This window comes from Mesorhizobium sp. LEGMi-168a (assembly GCF_058312955.1).
On sequence record NZ_JBZEGV010000002.1, the window covers coordinates 474,910 to 493,582 of the forward strand.

Genomic DNA, 18,673 nt, shown 5'->3' on the forward strand with positions numbered 1-18,673 from the left:
TTGGTCGGTTAAAATCGGCAGTTGCGTTTCAATCAGCGGCCTCTCAATGGCCGATGACCTCGCTTCCGGGCACAACGGCCGTCATGAACCGGTAGGATGAATTGGCCTGATGCCTGGGGTCGGACTTGACCTTCGCCATGAACTGGACATGGCCAGCCTTGGTGCGGCCAACCAGGCACCCTGCGCTGGTGCGACCCAAATCGTCCTTCGGCGCGTCGTAACCCCAGTGCTGATTGACCGCGAAAAGCCCGAGGTCGACGGCGTCGCCCTGGCGCTTGAAGTCTTTGTTCAGGTCGCGATAGACCAGAATTGGCTCTACCTGAACCAGCGCTTCATGCGCCGCGGCCGTGCCGGGGTGATGGGTTCCGACAACCCATGACTTGTACTGTCCGAACGCGATGCGCGCGGCGCCCTTGGGACTCATCGGATGCATCGTCCAATAAAGGCCCGGCTCGGTCGTTCCGTCCCATAACTGCGTAACCGGCAAGCCCGTGGAATCGATGGAAAATACGATCCGCACGTCATTGAACCGGTTGGGCTTGTTGTCGTTCAGAGTGCCGTCGACATTGGTCCCCTCAAGATAGACGATGTTCAGCGCGAGCGGGTGTCGACAAATCCAGTGCTCCTTGGCGGCCATGTAGGCGATGACATTGTCGAACCAGTCGCCACGCTTGCGAATGGCCGGGAGCGACGGGCTGCCGATGTCCAGAAGAGCCCGGGCCAGCGCCTTGGTAAGACCCTGGCCCGTCGAAAGGCCCTTGCGGTAGGCGAATTCCGACAACGCCCAATTTGAGACGCCGCCGAACTTTCCGTCCGCCGGCGGATCGAGGTAACCATGCGTCGTCAGCAGTTGCTGGATCTGTTTCACGAGGTCGATATCGCCGCCGAGGACCGATATCGGCATGGAGTTGGTTACGTCTTCGAGCCTCATAGAGGTCCTCCGCCTGCCTCAAGCCACCTTTGCGCTTCATGCATCGGGAGGAAGCAGCAGCGCTCCCGCCTGCACGGATTGATCGAGATGGGCAGCATTGCCTGGATTGGAAGTGTAATAGTCGGTCGCCATCAAATAGCCCCGCATGTCACTTCCACCGACAAGCTGCGGAGGCTTCGGCACCGGATGTTGCAGATGTGGATCGTCGCCTTTCAGCCATGTCAGGAGCTTTGACGGATGGCCGGACATGTTGATCCACAAGGCAGCATACAACAGAGCTTTGGCGCTGATCTTGCGATGAGCTTTTGCGGCCGCCTCGATACACTTGTCCAGATCGGAATAGACGTCGGCAGCAATTGCCTGGTCCATCGCATCGACCTTTGCACTGCCCGTCTTGAGCGCGTTGTTGACGAATTTCGTATCAGCGCTTGAAAGCGGATTTCCAATCAGGTGCACCGACAGCTTGTCGAGATAGCGCTGAATATCGGCCTTGCTGGCGCCGGCGTCCGCCAGTATCTGCCTGAACGTCTTTGTGACAATATCCTGACCCGCGGCGAGATCGCCTTGCATGAACCCGAACGAAGCGCCACTTTTTCCTTTGGCAGCGAAGTAGAGCTGGTAAGGGCTTTTCGTGCCGATCTCGTGCATACGCAACGCGGCACTGATGGCTGCTATGAGCCTGGCTTCCGGCATTCGCCGCCCCCATCGCACGCCAAGCAACCGCTTGGCTATGCCGCACACCCCAGGTCGATCAGGAATCCTCTGCGCCGAACGGGCGCGGCCCATGAATAGCCATCAACCCCGTTCAACCCAGACCAAAGAGAAATGCTTTCTGGAGGAATTCGGCGGACTATTCTCTCGCCAATCCCTAGAAACCCAACGCCATAGTTATTAAAACGACATCAGTGCTTTAAAGTCAATACTTAAAAACAAACCTCTACTTCGACCTCTGCCAAATTGGCTTAGGCTAAAGCGCGTCACGATCTTTCAGATTCGCTCCGTGCGCTTTAGGTTTTTGATTTCACGCATGTCTTTGTCCCGAAACCGGTCCCACTTTCGGGAGACATGCTTTAGTTAATGGCGACATGCCAGCAAACGGCAAGCATCACAACGCCACAGGAGAATATGGCGGCGAGCAGGCTTGTGATGCACGACTATTCCCCACGAATGCAGGAATGGTCCAGTCAACCAGCCTAAGCCAGACAGGCGAAAACCGCACCCACTGCCTGTGGCCGGACGGGTCTCAGTTGACGCGGCTGATGCAGAAATCGATGACGTCGATCAGCGCCGACTTCTGCGGCGTCGCTTCCAGCGGCGCCAGCGCGTCGCGCGCGATCTCGCCGAAGTGACGGGCGCGGCCGATCGTGTCGGCGATGGCGCCGTGGCGGGTCATCAGGCCGATCGCCTTTTCGAGCCCGGCGTCGTCGGCGACATTGTCCTCGATGGCGCGCTTCCAGAAGGTGCGCTCGGCCTTGGTGCCGCGCCGGTAGGCGAGGATCACCGGCAGCGTCACCTTGCCCTCGCGAAAATCGTCGCCGACATTCTTGCCGAGGTCCTGGCTCGAGCCGCCATAGTCCAGCGCATCGTCGATGAGTTGGAAGGCAAGGCCGAGATTCATGCCGTAGGAGCGCAGCGCCGCGCGGTCGTTGCGGGAGGCGAGCGCAATCACCGGGCCGACCTCGGCGGCGGCCGAGAACAGGGCGGCCGTCTTTGCCTTGATGACGGCGAAATGCTCGTCCTCGGTGGTCTCCAGGTTCTTGGCGGCGGCAAGCTGCATCACCTCGCCCTCGGCGATGATGGAGGCGGCGCTCGACAGGATGTCCAAAGCCTCCAGCGAGCCGACCTCGACCATCATGCGAAAAGCCTGGCCGAGCAGGAAATCGCCGACCAGCACGCTCGCCTGGTTGCCCCAGATCATGCGCGCCGTCTTCTTGCCGCGGCGAAGCGCGCTCTCGTCGACGACGTCGTCATGGAGAAGCGTCGCGGTGTGCATGAACTCGACCGAGGTGGCGAGCTTGACATGGCCCTCGCCGGCATAGCCGAACATCTGGGCGGCGGCGAGCGTCAGCATCGGCCGCAGCCGCTTGCCGCCGGACGAGATCAGGTGGTTGGCGACCTCCGGGATCATCTCGACGTCGGAGCCGGCCTTCGACAGGATCAGCTCGTTGACGCGTCCCATGTCGGCTGCCGTCAGGTCGATGAGATCCTTGATGGAAGCAGGTTCCCGCTTGCCTTCGATATTCAGAACGACACCCACCACGATCACTCCCGTCTAATTGACGCGCACGACAACACCCTGATCCCGGTGTGACTCTAGGTCGGTACAACCGGGCACGGCAAGAGGCGAATTGGCGCGGCTTGGCTGGCATGAGCCTGCCTCAACGTTTACATGAAGGCCGCAACCTGCGATTTTCATTCCATGATTGAGCTTGTCCGCACCAACGACGCCGTCCTCATCTCCTTCGTCGAATCGCTGATGCGCGACGCCGGCATCGCCTGTTTCGTCGCCGACCAGAACATGAGCGTGCTCGACGGATCGATCGGCATCCTGCCGAGGCGCATCATGGTCGACGCCGACAAGGCGGACGCGGCGCGGCGCATCCTGAAGGATGCGGGCATCGAGAACGAAATCCGCCGGAAATAATGGCAACTTCAACCGCCCTTGCCCCGGACACGCCGGCCCACACGGTCGACGCCTTCCATCGCGGGCGCTTCTGGCTGGTGCAGCCGAGGCAAGGCCACCGCGCCGGCATGGACGCGATGATGCTGGCCGCCGCCGTCCCGTCCGTCTTTTCCGGCCGGCTCGCCGATTTCGGCGCCGGCGCCGGCGCCCCGGCGCTCGCCGGGTTGTCGCACTGCCCTGAGGCGCGCGCGGTGCTGGTCGAGCGCTCCGCCGAGATGGCGGCATTTGCCGCCGCAACGCTTGCGCATCCGGGCAATGCGCATCTCGGCGACCGCGCTACGGTGCTTAAGGCCGACGTCACGCTCGCCGGGCGCGCTCGGACCGAGGCCGGGCTTGCCGACAACGAATTCGACTTCGTCATCATGAACCCGCCCTTCAATGCCCTCGAGGATCGCTCGACGCCGGACGCGTTGCGCAGGGAGGCGCATGTCGCGGAGGACGGGCTGTTCGAGCGCTGGATCAGGAGCGCTGCCGCCGTCGTCAGGCCGCGCGGCGGGCTTGCGGTGATTGCCCGGCCCGAGCAGCTTGTCGCCATCCTCGATGCGATCGAAGGCCGCTTCGGCGATGCCGAGATGCTTTGCGTCCACCCTCGCCCGGACGCCGCGGCGATCCGCATCGTCGTCAGGGCGGTGCTCGGCGCGCGCGGAAAACTGTCGATCCGGCCGCCGCTCACCTTGCATGGGCCCTCCGGCAACGGTCCGACGGAGCGGACCGAGATGATCAACAATGGGCTGGCGTCGCTGTTCGGCGATTGATCCCAGTCCAGCAATGCGGCATTGCCGTTGGCTGGCGAATTCCTACATGCCGGGAGCAAGGATGAGGTCTCACCTTGCTCTTCGCACCTCTTCCGGAGACAAGCTTTCGTGAAACGCTTCTTCAACCGCCTGCTGCCGAAATCCTGGCGCTCGACAGTCGTCACCATTCCCGTCATCCGGCTGCATGGCACCATCCTGCCCGGCGGCGGCCAGTTCCGGCCGAGCCTGTCGCTCGCCTCGACGGCCGGCGTCATCGAAAAGGCGTTCGGCTTCGACGCGCCGGCGGTTGCGATTTCGATCAATTCGCCAGGCGGCTCGCCGGTGCAGTCGCGCCTGATCTTCAAGCGCATCCGCGATCTGGCGGCAGAGAAGAACAAGAAGGTGCTGGTCTTCGTCGAGGACGTGGCGGCCTCCGGCGGCTACATGATCGCGATTGCCGGCGACGAGATCTTCGCCGACCCGTCCTCGATCGTCGGCTCGATCGGCGTCGTCTCGGCATCGTTCGGTTTCCCGGAACTGTTGAAGAAGATCGGCATCGAGCGGCGCGTCCACACCGCCGGCCAGAACAAAGCCGTGCTCGACCCGTTCAAGCCGGAGAAGAAGGAAGACGTCGAGCGGCTGAAGGCGCTGCAGCTCGAAGTGCACGAGACCTTCATCGACCTGGTCAAGGAGCGGCGCGGCACCAAGCTCAAGGACGATCCGGACCTGTTCACCGGCCTGTTCTGGACCGCAAAGAAGGGCCTGGAGCTCGGCCTCGTCGATGCGCTGGGCGACATGCGCAGCGTGCTCAAGACCCGTTTCGGCGAAAAGACCCAGCTCAAGCTGATCACCGCGCCGCGCGGGCTTTTCGGCCGTTTCGGCCTGTTCGGCTCGCGCTTTTCGGCGCCCGACATCGCCGCGGCCGCGGCCAGCGGCGTCATCGATGCGGCGGAAGAGCGCGCGCTGTGGGCGCGCTTCGGGCTTTGAAAAAGTGCTGAAAGCGTCTAGCATAATAGCTTGACCGACCCGTACGGCCGGCCTTGCCGCGCAAACGCGGGAGGAGTTTCGAGATGCCGCAGATCATTTTCTTCGCTGTCGTCGGCGCCGCCGCCTATTTCGGCTATCGCGCGTTCATCCGCGAGGCCGAGCGCGTGACGGCGAAAATCCGGCGCACCGAGAAACAGGCGGCCAACGGCACGATGGGCACGCTGGTCAAGGATCCGAAGACCGGCGAATACCGTCTGGCCAAGGACTGAAGCCATCTCGCCAGCAGCCGACATTCTGGAGCCCGAGGCCAGGTCCCGGACATGGTTTGCGCCTGCCAAGATCAACCTGGCGCTGCATGTCACCAGCAGGCGTGCCGACGGCTATCATCTGCTCGACAGCCTTGCCGTGTTCACGCGCTTCGGCGACCGCCTGCAGATCGAGCCTGCGGAGCGCGATGAATTCTCGGTCTCAGGCCCCTTCGCGGTCGGCGTGCCGCTCGATGGCGACAATCTGGTGGTCAAGGCTCGCGAGGCCTTGCGGCGGGAAGCCGGCGCGCAACAGACCCCGCCCGTCGCCATCCGGCTGGAAAAGAACCTGCCGATAGCCTCGGGCGTCGGCGGCGGCTCGAGCGACGCGGCGGCCGCGCTCAACGGCCTTTCGCGCCTCTGGGCACTTGATATCGACGAAGCCGGCCTGGCGTGGATCGGGCTGACGCTCGGCGCCGATCTGCCGATGTGCCTCAAGGCAAAGCCGCTGATTGCGCGCGGCATTGGCGATGAATTGTCGCCGCTGGCAGGCTTTCCGGCGCTGGCGCTGGTTCTGGTCAATCCGGGCGTGGCGGTTTCGACGCCAGACGTGTTCAAGGCGCTTTCCAGGCGCGACAATGAGGCATTGCCGCCCCTGCCCGGCCGTCTGGATTTTCACACCATCCGCACTTGGCTGGAGAGCACTCGCAACGATCTAGAGCCAGCCGCGCGCGTCATCCAGCCCGCCGTCGGCGACGCGCTCAAGGCGCTCGAAAAGGCAGGCGCCGCCTTCGCCCGCATGTCCGGCTCCGGCGCCACCTGCTTTGGCCTGTTCGAGACCGGCAATGTCGCCAAGCGCGCGGCGATCGACATCCGCGGCCGCCATCCCGGCTGGTTCGTCGCCGCGACGCGCAGCATGGAGGCTGATTGATGGCGAGGATCGACGAAAGCCGCCCCTTCATCCCCGTGCGCATCGCGGTGCTGACGGTGTCCGACACGCGCAGCCTCGCCGACGACAAATCGGGCCAGACGCTGGCCGACCGGATCGCGGAAGCGGGCCATATATTGGCCGCTCGCGACATCGTCACCGACGACCGGGAAAAGATCCGGGACAAGGTGCTTACCTGGTCGAAGGACGAAGCGGTGGATGTCGTCATCACCACCGGCGGCACCGGCTTCACCGGCCGCGACGTGACGCCGGAGGCGCTGGAGCCGATCTTCGAGAAGCGCATGGACGGTTTCTCGGAAGTCTTCCACCGCATCTCCTACGACAAGATCGGCACCTCGACGATCCAGAGCCGGGCGACAGGCGGCGTCGTCAACGCCACTTTCGTCTTCGTGCTGCCGGGCTCGCCCGGCGCCTGCATGGACGCCTGGGACGGCATCATCAAGCCGCAGCTCGACTACCGGCACATGCCCTGCAACTTCGTCGAGATCATGCCGCGTCTCGACGAGCATCTCAGGCGCGGCGGCAAGCCTGCCTCGTAAAGCATAGGCAAAGCGCCCGATCGGCATCCGGTTTGCAGGCGGAATGGCGCCCCGACCTTCGAGGCGCCATTCCGAAGCCGACCGTGGCAAAGTACCTTGTGTAGGCGAACAAGGGACGATGCCATGACCGTTCACAGCGGCGGATGCCATTGCGGCAATATCCGCTTGAGCTTCTCCAGCGATGCCGATCCCGCCGGACTGGAAATCCGCGCCTGCCAGTGCTCGTTCTGCACCAGGCACGGCTCGCGCGCGACCGCCGATCCGAACGGCCGCCTCACCATTTCAGCCGAGGACAGAGCAAAGCTGCAGACCTATCGTTTCGGCTTGCGCACCGCCGACTATCTCCTCTGCCGCGAATGCGGCGTCTATGTCGCCGCGATCGCCGGCGACGGCGCCGAGACCAGGGCAATCGTCATCGTGAACGCGCTCGACGATCGCGAGCAATTCTCCCGCGAACCGATCCCGGTGCGCTACGACGCCGAAAGCCGAGAGCAACGCCTGGCCAGGCGCCGCAGCGCCTGGATGCCGGTCGAGATTCAGGGGATTTGACCGCCTAAAGCGCGTCGCGATCTTTCAGATTCGCTCCATGCGCTTTAGGTTTTTGATTTTACGCATGTCTTTGTCCCGAAACCGGTTCCCACTTTCGGGAGACATGCTTTTAGGTCCGGCTCAGCGGACGACCGGCTCGCCGTGGAAGCGGCGGCGTGACGGCTTGGAGACGCCGAAGCCGATTTCCATCATCAGGCGCGGCGTCTGCGCCGGCACAGTTCCCATATGGAAGCCGAACGGGTCCTCGACAAAGCCGAGGCCGGCCTCGCCCGTCAGCGTGACCGGGCTTTGCGGACCATAGACGTCCAGCACATCTTCCGCTGGATGGCCGACCAGAAGCGTCAGCTGATGCTTGAGCGCGCGGCGCTTGTGGCTGCCGCGGACATAGACATGTGGACCGGTGCCGGCATCGCAGGGTTTCAGATAGAAGAAGAATTTCAGCATGCGCCAGTCGTCGAGATCGAAATGGTATTTGCCGAGCGAGGCGAGGTTCTTGTCGGCGTCGGAAGCCTTTCCGGTCGGGAAGCTCCACCAGACGCGCGTCGTGATCAGTTTCGCCTGGCCGCCGAGATAATGCCGGGCGACGTCGAGAAGCAGCGGGTCGTTCTGGACGGCAAGAGCTGCCTTGCAGTCGAGGATGCGCTCGAAAAAGTGCCCGCTGAGCAGCGAGCGGCCGAAACGCTTTTCCGCCTCGGCATGCTCGCCCGGCATGAATTCGAGGCGGCGGTCGAAATTGCCGAAGCAAGGTGTGCGCTGCGCGAACGCTGCGATCTCCTCATGGATCGCCGGTGGCAGCATGAAACCCGAAAACAGCCCATCCGAGCGTAACGCCTCGACCACCGCCTCGCGATCGACGCCGGCGAATATCGTCTCTCCCGCATCTCCGAGCGGACGGGCTCGTTTGGCGCCCAGCCAGTGCATGCGGCGCCCCGGCATGGTGCGCGCCAGCACGAACATCGGCAGCCAAGCCGGATTCTCACGCAGGTCCTTCAGATAGGTCGGGATGCGCACGGCGATGCGCCTGAAGATGCTGCCGTTGCGGGCAATCGCCTCCAGGCTGGCCGCGCCGGATTGGTCTGGTGGAGCAAGATTCATCGGGTCCTCATATGCATGGCGTCCGCCGAAACGTCGGCCGGTCACAGTTTGGGCGTTCCCCAATCCCGATTGTCCCGCATAAGAAGATGCTAACCTTGTGGCTTTTATTGTGCAATGCACAATAGGGCGATGCCGCGAAATTTACCGCACCGCCCTCCCCTTCTCCCTTGTGGGAGAAGGTGTCGCCGAAGGCGACGGATGGGGGGTGTTGGACAGAGTGCGACGAGAAAATATAAAGCGATTTTAGGCGTTTAGGCTTGAGAGGCAGCGATCCGTCCAGCACCCCTCATCCGTCTCGGCGCTACGCGCCGATCCACCTTCTCCCACAAGGGGAGAAGGGGAAGTGTTGCAACTCACTTCGGCGGTGCAACCCAGATCTCGGCATTCAACCTTCTGGTTGCCAGGCCGCGCGCCAAAGCTTCGGCGCCGCGCGCGCTTTTCGCCAAGACAGCGGCCTGGCGCTTGCTGATGACAAGGCCTTCGGCCAGCGCCCGACTGCCTGAAAAGATCCGTGCCAGGAACGGCGCGCGATTGGCGCGCGCGCGGGAAAAACGCGCCGGCATGGTCTGCCTCGCCGTGTGGGCGGCGACCTCCTCGATCCAGCCTTCGGTCAGCCGCGCGCCGGGTTCCAGCAGCAGCAGCCAGTCGCCCTTGGCCTGGCCGATGCCGTCGGCAATGCCACCTGACACGTAGTGGCAGCCGGCATGCTCGGCGACGTAGTGAGTCTGGTCGGTCGAACCGGTGTCGCAGACGATGACATCGCGCACCACGCCCTCGACCGCGCCGCCGATCAGAGAGGCGAGCGTGCGGGCAAGGCCTTCTTCGTCGTTCCGGGTTTCGATGAGAACGCTGAGCATCCCTAGCCGAATAGCGGAAAGCCGGGCGCTGCGCCAGTTGCGCGTCCCAACCGAAAAAGTTCTTGCTTTGTTCTCATCGGCAAAATAGGAATAGTTTCATGAACAGAGCGATTCGACAGCCTGCCGACAGTCCCTGGGAGAGGGCGAAAATGGAACAGATCGTGCGCGCCGATATTGCCGCCTTCGGAGCAGGCAGGGCCGAGATGGCGAATGCCATGATCGAACAGAGCGGCATGCGCGTGCGGCCGGAGCGCAATCGCGGACGCTCGGCCGGCATCAATCCGTCCGGCCGCTTCGAGCCGGTCAGCCGGCATGTGTTCGACGACGGCTGGAACTCGCTGGAAGAGCTGCCGCCTTTCAAGACCGAGGTGCAGGTCGAGAAGCCGCGCACCATCATCACCCGCAACGAGTCGCCGGACATTTCCTTCGACCGGTCGATCAATCCCTATCGCGGCTGCGAGCATGGCTGCGTCTACTGCTTCGCCAGGCCGACGCATGCCTTCATGGGGCTGTCGCCGGGGCTCGATTTCGAGTCCAAGCTGTTCGCCAAGCCGGACGCGGCACGCATGCTGGACAGGGAATTGTCGAAGCCAGGCTACCAGCCGCGCACCATCGCCATCGGCACCAACACCGATCCCTACCAGCCGATCGAGAAGCAATACCGGATCATGCGCGAGATCCTGGAGGTGCTGGAGGCCCGCGGCCATCCGGTCGGCATCGTCACCAAGTCTGCGCTGGTGACCCGCGACATCGACATCCTGTCGCGCATGGCCGAACGCGGCCTCGCCAAGGTGGCGCTGTCGGTGACGACGCTCGACCGCATGCTGGCGAGAACGATGGAACCCCGCGCGTCGACGCCGACCAAGCGGCTGGAAGCGATCAGGCAGCTTTCGGATGCCGGCATCCCGGCCTCGGTAATGGTGGCGCCGATCATTCCGGGCCTCAACGATCCGGAAATGGAGCGCATCCTCGATTCGGCGCGCGCCGCCGGCGCCAGGGAAGCAGGCTATGTCATTCTGCGGTTGCCGCTGGAAGTAGCGCCTATCTTCAAGGACTGGCTGTTGCGGCACTATCCGGACCGCTACCGGCATGTGATGTCGCTGATCCGCTCGATGCGCGACGGCAAGGATTACGATTCGGAATGGGGCAAGCGCATGAAGGGCGCCGGCCCCTATGCCTGGCAGATCGGCCGCCGCTTCGAGATCGCCGCCAAGCGGCTCGGACTCAATGTCGAGCGGCGGCAGCTCAGGACCGACCAATTCGTCGCAGGCTCAGGCGCCGGCGAGCAGCTGATGCTGCTTTGATAACTGTGCCGGCCGTAGGAGGCCGATGCTAAGCAATTCCAGACAAAGCGATTTTCTCTCTGGAATTGCGATCCATTTCAAGAATCCCGTCCGGCCAAGTCCCCCGGCCGTGAGACGGTGCCCTCCCTGGTCCTACGCCCCATCCGACCCGGAGGGACTTGCGGAGAATCGGAGCCGATGCGAACCTCGCCGCACCATGGCTCGCGCGCGTTCCGATTCTCCGCTTCTGTTCGAAATGGTCGAGAAGCCCGACTTCTCCATTGAGACGAAGGCGATGGCCGACGGGCTGTGGCCGGTCGCCGGCATGGATGAGGCTGGCCGCGGGCCGCTCGCCGGTCCGGTGGTGGCAGCCGCGGTAGTGCTTGACCCCGCCAACATTCCGGAAGGCCTCGACGATTCCAAGCGCCTCACCCACCTGCAGCGAGAGGCGCTGTTCCTGAAAATCCTGGGATCCGCGCTCAGCGTCTCGATGGCTTCGATCAGCGCCGAAGGCATCGACAACAGCAATATTCTGAAAGCCAGCCTGGAAGCCATGCGCCGCGCCGCTGCCGGCCTGTCGCTGCAGCCGAAGCTGGCTTTGGCCGACGGCCGCGACGTGCCGCCAGGGCTGCCCTGTGAAGGCCGCGCGCTGATCAAAGGCGACCAGCGCTCGCAGTCGATCGCCGCCGCCTCGATCGTTGCCAAGGTGATGCGCGACCGCATGATGTGCGGCTGCGGCGGCCATCACGAACACTACGGCTTCGAGGTGCATATGGGCTATGCGACGGTCCGGCACCGCACCGCCATCGAGGCGCATGGCCCGGTGGCAAGACTGCACCGCGCTTCGTTCGCGCCGTTCCGGCTGGGTGGGGTCGAGGTGGTCGAGGAAGAGAGTTTCGAGGGACTGGAATAATCTCCCCCCTTGAGGGGGAGATGGCCGGTCCACCCTCCGCAGCTGCAGCGCAGCTGCTGCGGAGGAAGGGCAGGCAGAGGGGGTCGTCTCACGTAGATCGCCGACGCCTTCTCTTGTCCCGGAGACCGCTGGCGCTCCACGCGAGGCGACCCCCTCTGTCGCCTTCGGCGACATCTCCCCCTCGTGGGGGGAGATTATCTCCGCCACAAACAAAAAAGCCGCCGGGTTGCCCAGGCGGCTTTTCGATTTCGTGACCGCGAAACTCGTCAGTTCAGCTTGCCCTTCACGTCCTGCAGCGCGGACTTGAAAAGGTCTGCGCCGGCCTTGGCGTCGACCTTGGCAGCGAGCAGCGCGCGGGCGGCCTCGACGGCGATGTCGACGGCACTGGCGCGCACCTCGCCGATGGCTTCGCGCTCGGCCTGGCTGATCTTCTGTTCGGCCAACGCGGTGCGCCGGGCAACATAGTCTTCGGTCTTCTTGTGCGCCTCGGAGGCAAGGAGCTCGGCTTCGCGCTTGGCGGCGGCGACGATGTCGGCGGCCTCCTTCTCGGCTTCCTTGCGCTTCTGCTGGTATTGGCCGAGCAGCTGCTGGGCCTCCTCGCGCAGGCGGCGCGCTTCCTCGAGCTCGCTGCTGATCTTGGCCGCACGGGTGTCGAGCGACTTGGCGAGCATGCCCGGCACCTTCAGATAGATGACGGCGCCGAGAAAGATGATCAGGGCAATGGTTGCCCAGAGCGTCGCAAGTGATGTGGCGTCCATGATGCCCTCCTCACCGGGTCGCGGATTTGACCGCGGCCGAAATCTCGGCCTTGTCGGTCTTGCCGCCGACCAGCGCCTCGACGATGGCCGACGTGGTGTCCTCGGCGATCGTGCCGACTTCCTTCATGGCCTTGGCCTTGATCGAGGCGATGCTCGCCTCGGCCTCGCCGAGCTTCTTCTCGAGTTCCGCCTCGAGCTTCTTGCGCGTGCTTTCGGCTTCGCTCTTGGCGGCGTCGTTCGCCTGCTGGCCGATCTTGTTGGCGTTGGCCTTGGCTTCCGCCAGCTCCTGCTCATAGGCGGCAACGGCCGCATCGGCCTCGCCCTTCAGCCTGGCGGCGTGGTCGAGATCCTGGGTGATGCGGTCGTTGCGGACATCGATGATGCCGCCGACGCGCGGCATCACAACCCGCTTCAGGAACAGATAGAAGAGCCCAAAGGTGATGACCAGCCACAGGATCTGCGACGGGAAGGTCTCGGCATTGAACGGCGGGAACGTTTCATGCGCCTCGGCAGGCACGGCAGTGCCCGCATGCGTATCGCCTTCGGCCGCAGCCGGCGCGGACTCTTGCGCAAAGGCAGATGTCACAAACATCTCATTCCCCTGTCCATACGGCGGGGCCGCACCATGCGGCCCCTTTCGTCAACGCGTGCTTCTTACTTGAAGACCAGGAGCAGCGCGATGAGGAGCGAGAAGATGCCCAGAGCTTCGGTCACGGCGAAGCCGAAGATCAGGCGGCCGAACTGGCCGTCAGCAGCCGACGGGTTGCGGAGCGCGCCCGAGAGGTAGCTGCCGAAGATGTTGCCGAGGCCGATGCCCGCGCCACCCATGCCGAGGCAAGCGATACCGGCGCCGATCGCAGCTGCTGCATTTACTTCCATATCAAACTCCTGAGGTTTCGTAGTCGTTGCGGTTGGTACGTTGGGTATGCTGGCGCCGGGGCGCCGGTGAAATCGATCAGTGGCTCGGGTGCAGAGCGTCGTTAAGGTACATGCAGGTCAGCACCGCGAAGACATAGGCCTGCAGGAAGGCGACCAGCAGCTCAAGCGCCGTCAGCGCGACGGCCATGGCTAAAGGCAGAACCGAGCCGGCGATGCCGACGGCGCCTAGCGCGCTGAGGCTGACGACGAAGCCCGAGAACACCTTCAGCGTGATGTGGCCGGCCAGCATGTTGGCGAAAAGACGAACCGAGAGGCTGACGGGACGCGAAACGAAGGAAATGATTTCGATCGCCACCACAAGCGGCAGAAGATAGACGGGCACGCCGTGCGGCACGAACAGCTTGAGAAAGCCGAGGCCGTGCTTGGCGAAGCCGTAGACGATGACGGTGCCGATGACCAGCGCGGCCAGCGTGAAAGTGACGATGATGTGGCTGGTGACGGTGAAGAAATAAGGGAACAGGCCGATGAGGTTGGCGACCAGCACGAACATGAACAGCGAGAACACCAGCGGGAAGAACTGCATCCCCTGCTTGCCCGCCGCGTCGCGCAGCATGTTGCCGACGAACTCGTAGGCCATTTCAGAGATCGACTGCAGGCGGCCCGGAATGAGGCTGCGGCTGGCGGTGCTCATGTAGAGGAAGGCGGAAGCGACGACGATCGTCACGACCATGAACAGAGAGGAGTTGGTGAAAGAGACGTCGTAGCCGCCGATGTGAATCGGGATGAGCGGATGGATCTGGAACTGGTGGATCGGATCGACCTTGTCAGCAGCAGCCACTTTTAATCCCCGTCAAAGCCACAACCGGCTTCTTAAGTTCGCTTTCGCGCCTTGCGGCGCCTCATCTCATTTCTTCGGCTCGGGCGGTTCGCCGCCCTGACCGAATTGCGGCGCCAGTCCCGCCGAACGCAGGACATTGAGTATACCGGCGCCAAAGCCCAGCAGCAGGCCGACGATCAGACCCCATGGCGCTGTTCCCGCCAGGCGGTCGATGATCCAGCCCAAGCCGACACCAACCACCACTCCGGCGATGAACTCGCTGGACAGCTTCAGTGCCTGACCGTAACCGGTCGCAGCTTTCGCTTCGTCTTTCCCCTCGCGCCGGTCCGTGCGTCTTGTCGCAAGCGATGCTTCAAGCTCGCGCCGGCGGCGCTCAAGTTCGTCGTCGCGGTTGGCGGCCTCATGCTGTTTGCCGCGGCCGGTTTCTCCGGTTCCGTCTGGCCCGTTTTTGTTGGCCATCGCAACCCCCCTGCCCGGGCAGACTATCACCGTCCGTCCGCTTCTAAAGTCGCCGGCAACATAGTTAGAGGGTCCGCGCCCGTCAAGCCACGGGCCGAACTTCGAAGTGCTGTATTTTTGCTTTTTAAATCAATGGCTTATTCAGGTGCGACATCGTGCCCGTTATGCCCGCGCGAGGACTCGGCGCGAATCCGCGCGGCAAGCCGCGCCGATTGGCGCGCGCGGCGAGCGATAAACGGTGTTGACGGAGGCACCGATTAGGCGGCTCAGCTCCAGCCGCCGCCATAGGTGCGGTAGAAGATATGCAGGCCGATCCTGGTCATGCGCTGCATGGCGCGCGCCCAGCCGGGATGGACGTAGTTGGCGTAGTAATGGGTGGAGGACCCCACCTCGGGAATGAAGATCTTGCCGGCGGTCACCGCCATGGCGACATCCTGCGCGGTCCTGTAGGAGGCCGGGTCGGTGATGCGCTTCTTCCTGCCGTCGCAGGCGAAGGAGAACTGGCAGCGGTTGAACCAGTTGTCGTTCTGATAGACGACACCGCAGATCGTCTTCGGATAGGCCGGGTTGCGGACGCGATTCAGGATCACCTGCGCCACCGCGGCCTGGCCGCGCACCGGTTCGCTGCGTGCCTCGAAATAGATGCCCTTGGCGAGGCATTCCTGTTCCGGTTTGGAGAAGACGGCCGCCGGCAGCGGGTTCTGCATCCACGCGTGGTCGCCCTTGCCCATCGGCGGGATGAAGCGGCCGTCGTTCGGATCGTCCTGCAGCAGCGCCTCGAAGGGCGAGGCCTTGGCGTAGTCCGGCGCCGACTGGGCATAGGCAGTGGCGAGGATATCCGGCTTGTCGTTGTTGACGAGAGCGACGAGAGCCGCCGGCAGGCCGGGATCGGGCTTCTTGTCCTCGCGGATGTGGAAGGCCTGGGCGATCTGGACTTCCTTGCCCTTGATGCCAGGCTTGGCGAAGGTGAGCTTCAGGCCACTGTCCATCGCGGGACGGAGCAGCGAGGAGGTGCGCTCGAAGATCGAGCCGGCGCTGAAATTCTTGGGCGGCGCGACCGGCGACACCTGGACAAGGCGGCCCTTCTTGTCGGCGCGTACGACACGGTCCTCGTCAGGCGTCGCGCCGGCGACATTGCCCTTGCCGCGAAACGCCACCGTGCCGACGCCCGGCAATGCCACGCCGGAACCGGAGATCGAGCCCGTAGCAGCCGAATCGACGAACGGCATCTCGGCGGCATGCACCGAGCCAGCGACGGATTTTTCGACATAGGCGTTCCAGCGGGCGTGAGGCGACTCCAGCCCGGAAACGAGGCTCGCCATGTCCTGATAGGCGACGACCGACGGAAAGCCGACCCAGAAGCCGAGCCCCAGAACCAAAGGAGGAAGGACGGAACGGTTTTTCGCAACGGCGGCGGCGACAAGCCGCTTTAAAACGCGTCGATGCACGGAAACTCTCCAGAAACGCTACTGACCCCGGAGAGCCAAAATGATGCATTAACCTTGATGGTCGGTTAACGGCATCGATCGTGTTTTTTTCATGTTGAAGGCAAGCCGGCTTCCCGCGCCTGCGGAAAGCCGGCCAAGAATCAGGCTGGGGGAATCAGGCTGAGTGAATCAGATTGGGCGCAGGAAGATCGGCCAAGCGATCGCCGCGCAGATTGCGGCCGCCAGCCACACGCCCGGCCATGCGAAGAGAAGCAAGAGCCAGGGAATGGCGATCGGCACCAGGCAGAAGCCGACGAAGACAAGGGTGTTGGCGAGGCTGAGCGCGGTGCCGACATGGCCGGCGCCGGCGAGCGTGGCAAGCTCGGTATAGGCAACGCCATGCCAGGCCGAAACGGAGATGCCGGCCACAACCACCATGACGGGCATCAGCAACATCAGCGCCGGCTGCCCGGCCGCCGCGACCGCCAGCAGCCACAGGACCAGGAAGGCCAGCGCGCTGAGCGCGGCGCAGAGCCTCAGGAACGGCCGGCGGTTGCCGTGGCGATCGGTGAAGCGGCCGCTCCAGACGCGCATTGTCATGGCGCCCATCTGCACGATAGCGAGGCTGGCGCTGGTCACCCAGGTGCCCATGCCGGCGAAGTCGTGCAGGAAGACGGACGCGAAGGTGAGCACCGCCACCTGCGGGAAGCAGAGCAGGCCGATGGCCGTCGAGATGCGCCAGACTTCGATGTTGCGCAGCGGCGCCGGACCGCTCACTGCGGCGCTGGCGTGAGCGCCGCCTTGCGCCGGCGGCTCGTGCAGCCAGCGCCAGGCAAAGAAGGCCGAGAGCGTGGATAGGACCGCAAGGAGACCGAACACCGCGGCAAAGCCCAAGGTGAGCGCCAGCGACGGCAGGACGAGTGCGCCAAGCCCGCCGCCGAGCGGAACCGCCGTCTGCCTGATGCTCATGGCAAAGCCGCGCTCGCCTTCGCCGAACCAGCCCATGATGGCACGGCCGCTGGAGCCGTTGACGCTGCCGCCGAGCAGGCCGGCGACGAGCAGGCTCGCCGAAAGCAGCGCGACGCCCGGAACGGCAAGTTTCGTCGGCACAGCGAGCATCGCCATGATGAACAGCCATGCCGCCGTGGCGCTGAGCCCGGTCAAGAGCACGCGGCGGTCGCCCCAGCGGTCGGTGAGCAGGCCCCAGGGCAGTTCGCTCAGCGCCACGCCGAGGCCGAGCAGACCGAGCGCCAGGCCGAGTTCAGCATTGCCGAGATGGTAGCCCTGGCGCATCACCACCGCGGTTGCCGGAATGCCGGAAAAAGTCGCGGAGAAGCCGGCATTGGCGGCGACGCCGATGCTCAGCACTTTCCAGCGATGATTGGGCCCGAAGGTTCGGCCGGTCGAAGCTCCGGTGTCCCGCGCAGGCGATTGGCAGTCGTTGCGGGTGACGATGGCTGACATGATTTCATTCCCGTTACGCCGGTGGACCGGCCTTGACGGGATGGATGTAGCGCCATAGCTTCATCCATAAAACCAGGAAGTTTTTGATCGATAATCCTGAAAATAAGGACTATCTCATGCGACGTGTCACATTCGATCTCGACGTCCTCAGGACTTTCGTCACCGGCATGGAGCTGGGCAGCTTCGCCAAGGCGGCCGAGCGGCTCGGACGCTCGACTTCAGCCGTCAGCGCGCAGCTGAAGAAGCTGGGGGAACAGGCGGCGACACCGATCTTTCGCAAGGCGGGGCGTGGCCTGGCGCTCACCGAAGCCGGCGAGACGATGCTCGGCTATGCGCGACGCCTGATCGAGCTCAACGACGAGGCGGCTTCCGCCATCCGGGACGTCGAGCTGGAAGGCTGGGTGCGGCTCGGCCTGCAGGAGGATTTCGGCGAGTCCGTTTTGCCGGAAGTGCTCGGCCGGTTCGCCCGTGCCCATCCCAAGGTGCGGATCGAAGCGCGGATCGGACGCAGCCACGAGCTTGCCGAGCGTGTCCTTTCAGGCAGCCTCGACATCGCGCTCGCCTGGCACGACGGCACGACGCTGCCCTATAGCCGGCATGTCGCCGACGTGCAGGCGCGCTGGGTCGGTCCGGCTAAACCGGTCGCAGCAGGCGCCCGCGACGGCGAGGCGCTGCCGCTGGTGGTGTTCGAGGCACCTTGCCTGCTCAGAACCGTGGCGACCGAGACGCTCGACCGCGCCGGCCTTGCCTGGCGCATGGCCTTCTCCAGCCCCAGCCTCGGCGGCATCTGGGCGGCGGTGGCGGCCGGCCTTGGGTTGACGATCCGCACCGATATCGGCCTGCCCGCCAATGTCAGGGCGCTCCCGCCCGGCGCGCTTGGGTTGCCGGCACTGCCGACGATGGCGCTTCACCTTCATCAGAAGGATGCCGAGCTCGATCCGGTGGCGGCGCGGCTGGCGGACATTCTGCTGCAGTCGGCGCGAGAGGCGCTGCCTGAAGGGGCGAAGACGAACATGATCGTAAAAGATGCCGCCTAACATCCGAGCAAGGTGGTCTGACGGATCCGAGTTGGTTCCACCGAGC

At 64.1% G+C, this 18,673-nt stretch carries 22 protein-coding genes; 10 read left to right on the forward strand and 12 right to left on the reverse strand.

The genetic code is table 11. The features are described 5' to 3' along the window. Positions 1 to 43: 43 nt before the first annotated feature. From AC4FWB_RS05545 to AC4FWB_RS05555, 3 genes are all read right to left on the reverse strand, one after another. The gene (locus AC4FWB_RS05545; RefSeq protein WP_491024804.1) at positions 44 to 931 is read right to left on the reverse strand and encodes a peptidoglycan-binding domain-containing protein; all 888 of its coding nucleotides are present in this window, start codon (positions 929 to 931) and stop codon (positions 44 to 46) included. 36 nt (positions 932 to 967) lie between these two features. Further along, positions 968 to 1,624 (reverse strand): hypothetical protein, encoded by a 657-nt coding sequence (locus AC4FWB_RS05550; protein ID WP_491024805.1) that lies wholly within the window; start codon positions 1,622 to 1,624, stop codon positions 968 to 970. Between the two features lie 550 nt (positions 1,625 to 2,174). Continuing rightward, positions 2,175 to 3,188: a polyprenyl synthetase family protein gene (locus tag AC4FWB_RS05555; RefSeq protein ID WP_491024856.1), complete on the reverse strand. Its 1,014-nt coding sequence runs from the start codon at positions 3,186 to 3,188 to the stop codon at positions 2,175 to 2,177. Positions 3,189 to 3,350: 162 nt separating this feature from the next. On the opposite strand from AC4FWB_RS05555, the gene AC4FWB_RS05560 reads away from it, so the two are divergent. The 7 genes from AC4FWB_RS05560 to AC4FWB_RS05590 all read left to right on the forward strand — a co-directional run bounded on the left by AC4FWB_RS05560 (position 3,351) and on the right by AC4FWB_RS05590 (position 7,617). After that, a complete protein-coding gene (locus AC4FWB_RS05560) occupies positions 3,351 to 3,575 on the forward strand; it encodes a putative signal transducing protein (RefSeq protein ID WP_059186744.1) in 225 nt (74 codons plus the stop codon). Further along, positions 3,575 to 4,369 carry a tRNA1(Val) (adenine(37)-N6)-methyltransferase gene (locus AC4FWB_RS05565; protein WP_491024806.1) on the forward strand — a complete coding sequence of 265 codons (795 nt, stop codon included), beginning with the start codon at positions 3,575 to 3,577 and terminating at the stop codon, positions 4,367 to 4,369. Before AC4FWB_RS05560 ends, AC4FWB_RS05565 begins: the two co-directional genes overlap by 1 nt. A gap of 108 nt (positions 4,370 to 4,477) precedes the next feature. Continuing rightward, a complete protein-coding gene (locus tag AC4FWB_RS05570) occupies positions 4,478 to 5,335 on the forward strand; it encodes a S49 family peptidase (protein ID WP_491024807.1) in 858 nt (285 codons plus the stop codon). A gap of 83 nt (positions 5,336 to 5,418) precedes the next feature. Further along, entirely contained in the window at positions 5,419 to 5,604 is a 186-nt protein-coding gene (locus tag AC4FWB_RS05575; RefSeq protein WP_095805525.1) for a hypothetical protein, read from the forward strand. A 25-nt stretch (positions 5,605 to 5,629) separates the two neighbouring features. Beyond that, positions 5,630 to 6,511 carry a 4-(cytidine 5'-diphospho)-2-C-methyl-D-erythritol kinase gene (locus AC4FWB_RS05580; RefSeq protein ID WP_491024857.1) on the forward strand — a complete coding sequence of 294 codons (882 nt, stop codon included), beginning with the start codon at positions 5,630 to 5,632 and terminating at the stop codon, positions 6,509 to 6,511. Further along, entirely contained in the window at positions 6,511 to 7,068 is a 558-nt protein-coding gene (moaB, locus tag AC4FWB_RS05585) for a molybdenum cofactor biosynthesis protein B (protein WP_491024809.1), read from the forward strand. Before AC4FWB_RS05580 ends, moaB begins: the two co-directional genes overlap by 1 nt. Positions 7,069 to 7,191: 123 nt before the next feature. After that, the gene (locus tag AC4FWB_RS05590) at positions 7,192 to 7,617 is read left to right on the forward strand and encodes a GFA family protein (protein ID WP_491024810.1); all 426 of its coding nucleotides are present in this window, start codon (positions 7,192 to 7,194) and stop codon (positions 7,615 to 7,617) included. 120 nt (positions 7,618 to 7,737) lie between these two features. On the opposite strand, the gene AC4FWB_RS05595 is transcribed toward AC4FWB_RS05590, so the two are convergent. Further along, positions 7,738 to 8,712, reverse strand: a complete 975-nt coding sequence (locus AC4FWB_RS05595) for a hypothetical protein (protein ID WP_491024811.1) — start codon at positions 8,710 to 8,712, stop codon at positions 7,738 to 7,740. A gap of 353 nt (positions 8,713 to 9,065) precedes the next feature. Next, on the reverse strand, positions 9,066 to 9,569 hold the full coding sequence (locus AC4FWB_RS05600) for a glycosyltransferase family 2 protein (RefSeq protein ID WP_491024813.1): 504 nt from the start codon (positions 9,567 to 9,569) through the stop codon (positions 9,066 to 9,068). Between the two features lie 149 nt (positions 9,570 to 9,718). Between AC4FWB_RS05600 and AC4FWB_RS05605 the strand changes: the two genes are divergently transcribed. Continuing rightward, positions 9,719 to 10,873 carry a PA0069 family radical SAM protein gene (locus tag AC4FWB_RS05605; protein ID WP_491024814.1) on the forward strand — a complete coding sequence of 385 codons (1,155 nt, stop codon included), beginning with the start codon at positions 9,719 to 9,721 and terminating at the stop codon, positions 10,871 to 10,873. A gap of 196 nt (positions 10,874 to 11,069) precedes the next feature. Beyond that, positions 11,070 to 11,765 carry a ribonuclease HII gene (gene rnhB / locus AC4FWB_RS05610; RefSeq protein ID WP_491024815.1) on the forward strand — a complete coding sequence of 232 codons (696 nt, stop codon included), beginning with the start codon at positions 11,070 to 11,072 and terminating at the stop codon, positions 11,763 to 11,765. Positions 11,766 to 12,031: 266 nt separating this feature from the next. Here rnhB and AC4FWB_RS05615 read toward each other — a convergent pair whose 3' ends face one another. The 7 genes from AC4FWB_RS05615 to AC4FWB_RS05645 form a co-directional block, all read right to left on the reverse strand. Continuing rightward, entirely contained in the window at positions 12,032 to 12,523 is a 492-nt protein-coding gene (locus AC4FWB_RS05615; RefSeq protein WP_491024816.1) for a F0F1 ATP synthase subunit B, read from the reverse strand. A gap of 10 nt (positions 12,524 to 12,533) precedes the next feature. Next, entirely contained in the window at positions 12,534 to 13,115 is a 582-nt protein-coding gene (locus AC4FWB_RS05620; protein ID WP_126101527.1) for a F0F1 ATP synthase subunit B, read from the reverse strand. Between the two features lie 62 nt (positions 13,116 to 13,177). Further along, positions 13,178 to 13,402, reverse strand: a complete 225-nt coding sequence (locus AC4FWB_RS05625) for a F0F1 ATP synthase subunit C (RefSeq protein WP_010914827.1) — start codon at positions 13,400 to 13,402, stop codon at positions 13,178 to 13,180. A 76-nt stretch (positions 13,403 to 13,478) separates the two neighbouring features. Further along, complete coding sequence (locus AC4FWB_RS05630; protein ID WP_491024817.1) at positions 13,479 to 14,240, reverse strand: F0F1 ATP synthase subunit A; 762 nt, start codon at positions 14,238 to 14,240, stop codon at positions 13,479 to 13,481. 66 nt (positions 14,241 to 14,306) lie between these two features. Next, on the reverse strand, positions 14,307 to 14,699 hold the full coding sequence (locus AC4FWB_RS05635) for an AtpZ/AtpI family protein (protein WP_491024818.1): 393 nt from the start codon (positions 14,697 to 14,699) through the stop codon (positions 14,307 to 14,309). 266 nt (positions 14,700 to 14,965) lie between these two features. Beyond that, entirely contained in the window at positions 14,966 to 16,147 is a 1,182-nt protein-coding gene (locus AC4FWB_RS05640) for a cell wall hydrolase (RefSeq protein WP_491024819.1), read from the reverse strand. A gap of 168 nt (positions 16,148 to 16,315) precedes the next feature. Further along, on the reverse strand, positions 16,316 to 17,590 hold the full coding sequence (locus tag AC4FWB_RS05645; RefSeq protein WP_491024820.1) for an MFS transporter: 1,275 nt from the start codon (positions 17,588 to 17,590) through the stop codon (positions 16,316 to 16,318). Positions 17,591 to 17,706: 116 nt separating this feature from the next. Between AC4FWB_RS05645 and AC4FWB_RS05650 the strand changes: the two genes are divergently transcribed. Continuing rightward, positions 17,707 to 18,627, forward strand: coding sequence for a LysR substrate-binding domain-containing protein (locus AC4FWB_RS05650; protein ID WP_491024822.1), 921 nt, complete (start codon positions 17,707 to 17,709; stop codon positions 18,625 to 18,627). Positions 18,628 to 18,673: the final 46 nt, after the last annotated feature.

Excerpts from the sequence above, each read along its gene's own strand:
- moaB (WP_491024809.1), top strand. The coding sequence starts at position 6,511 with ATGGCGAGGATCGACGAAAGCCGCCCCTTCATCCCCGTGCGCATCGCG.
- AC4FWB_RS05600 (WP_491024813.1), bottom strand. The coding sequence starts at position 9,569 with ATGCTCAGCGTTCTCATCGAAACCCGGAACGACGAAGAAGGCCTTGCC.
- AC4FWB_RS05645 (WP_491024820.1), bottom strand. The coding sequence starts at position 17,590 with ATGTCAGCCATCGTCACCCGCAACGACTGCCAATCGCCTGCGCGGGAC.
- AC4FWB_RS05545 (WP_491024804.1), bottom strand. The coding sequence starts at position 931 with ATGAGGCTCGAAGACGTAACCAACTCCATGCCGATATCGGTCCTCGGC.
- AC4FWB_RS05650 (WP_491024822.1), top strand. The coding sequence starts at position 17,707 with ATGCGACGTGTCACATTCGATCTCGACGTCCTCAGGACTTTCGTCACC.
- AC4FWB_RS05615 (WP_491024816.1), bottom strand. The coding sequence starts at position 12,523 with ATGGACGCCACATCACTTGCGACGCTCTGGGCAACCATTGCCCTGATC.
- AC4FWB_RS05590 (WP_491024810.1), top strand. The coding sequence starts at position 7,192 with ATGACCGTTCACAGCGGCGGATGCCATTGCGGCAATATCCGCTTGAGC.
- AC4FWB_RS05635 (WP_491024818.1), bottom strand. The coding sequence starts at position 14,699 with ATGGCCAACAAAAACGGGCCAGACGGAACCGGAGAAACCGGCCGCGGC.
- AC4FWB_RS05575 (WP_095805525.1), top strand. The coding sequence starts at position 5,419 with ATGCCGCAGATCATTTTCTTCGCTGTCGTCGGCGCCGCCGCCTATTTC.
- AC4FWB_RS05625 (WP_010914827.1), bottom strand. The coding sequence starts at position 13,402 with ATGGAAGTAAATGCAGCAGCTGCGATCGGCGCCGGTATCGCTTGCCTC.
- AC4FWB_RS05620 (WP_126101527.1), bottom strand. The coding sequence starts at position 13,115 with ATGTTTGTGACATCTGCCTTTGCGCAAGAGTCCGCGCCGGCTGCGGCC.
- AC4FWB_RS05550 (WP_491024805.1), bottom strand. The coding sequence starts at position 1,624 with ATGCCGGAAGCCAGGCTCATAGCAGCCATCAGTGCCGCGTTGCGTATG.
- AC4FWB_RS05595 (WP_491024811.1), bottom strand. The coding sequence starts at position 8,712 with ATGAATCTTGCTCCACCAGACCAATCCGGCGCGGCCAGCCTGGAGGCG.
- rnhB (WP_491024815.1), top strand. The coding sequence starts at position 11,070 with ATGGCTCGCGCGCGTTCCGATTCTCCGCTTCTGTTCGAAATGGTCGAG.
- AC4FWB_RS05560 (WP_059186744.1), top strand. The coding sequence starts at position 3,351 with ATGATTGAGCTTGTCCGCACCAACGACGCCGTCCTCATCTCCTTCGTC.
- AC4FWB_RS05605 (WP_491024814.1), top strand. The coding sequence starts at position 9,719 with ATGGAACAGATCGTGCGCGCCGATATTGCCGCCTTCGGAGCAGGCAGG.
- AC4FWB_RS05565 (WP_491024806.1), top strand. The coding sequence starts at position 3,575 with ATGGCAACTTCAACCGCCCTTGCCCCGGACACGCCGGCCCACACGGTC.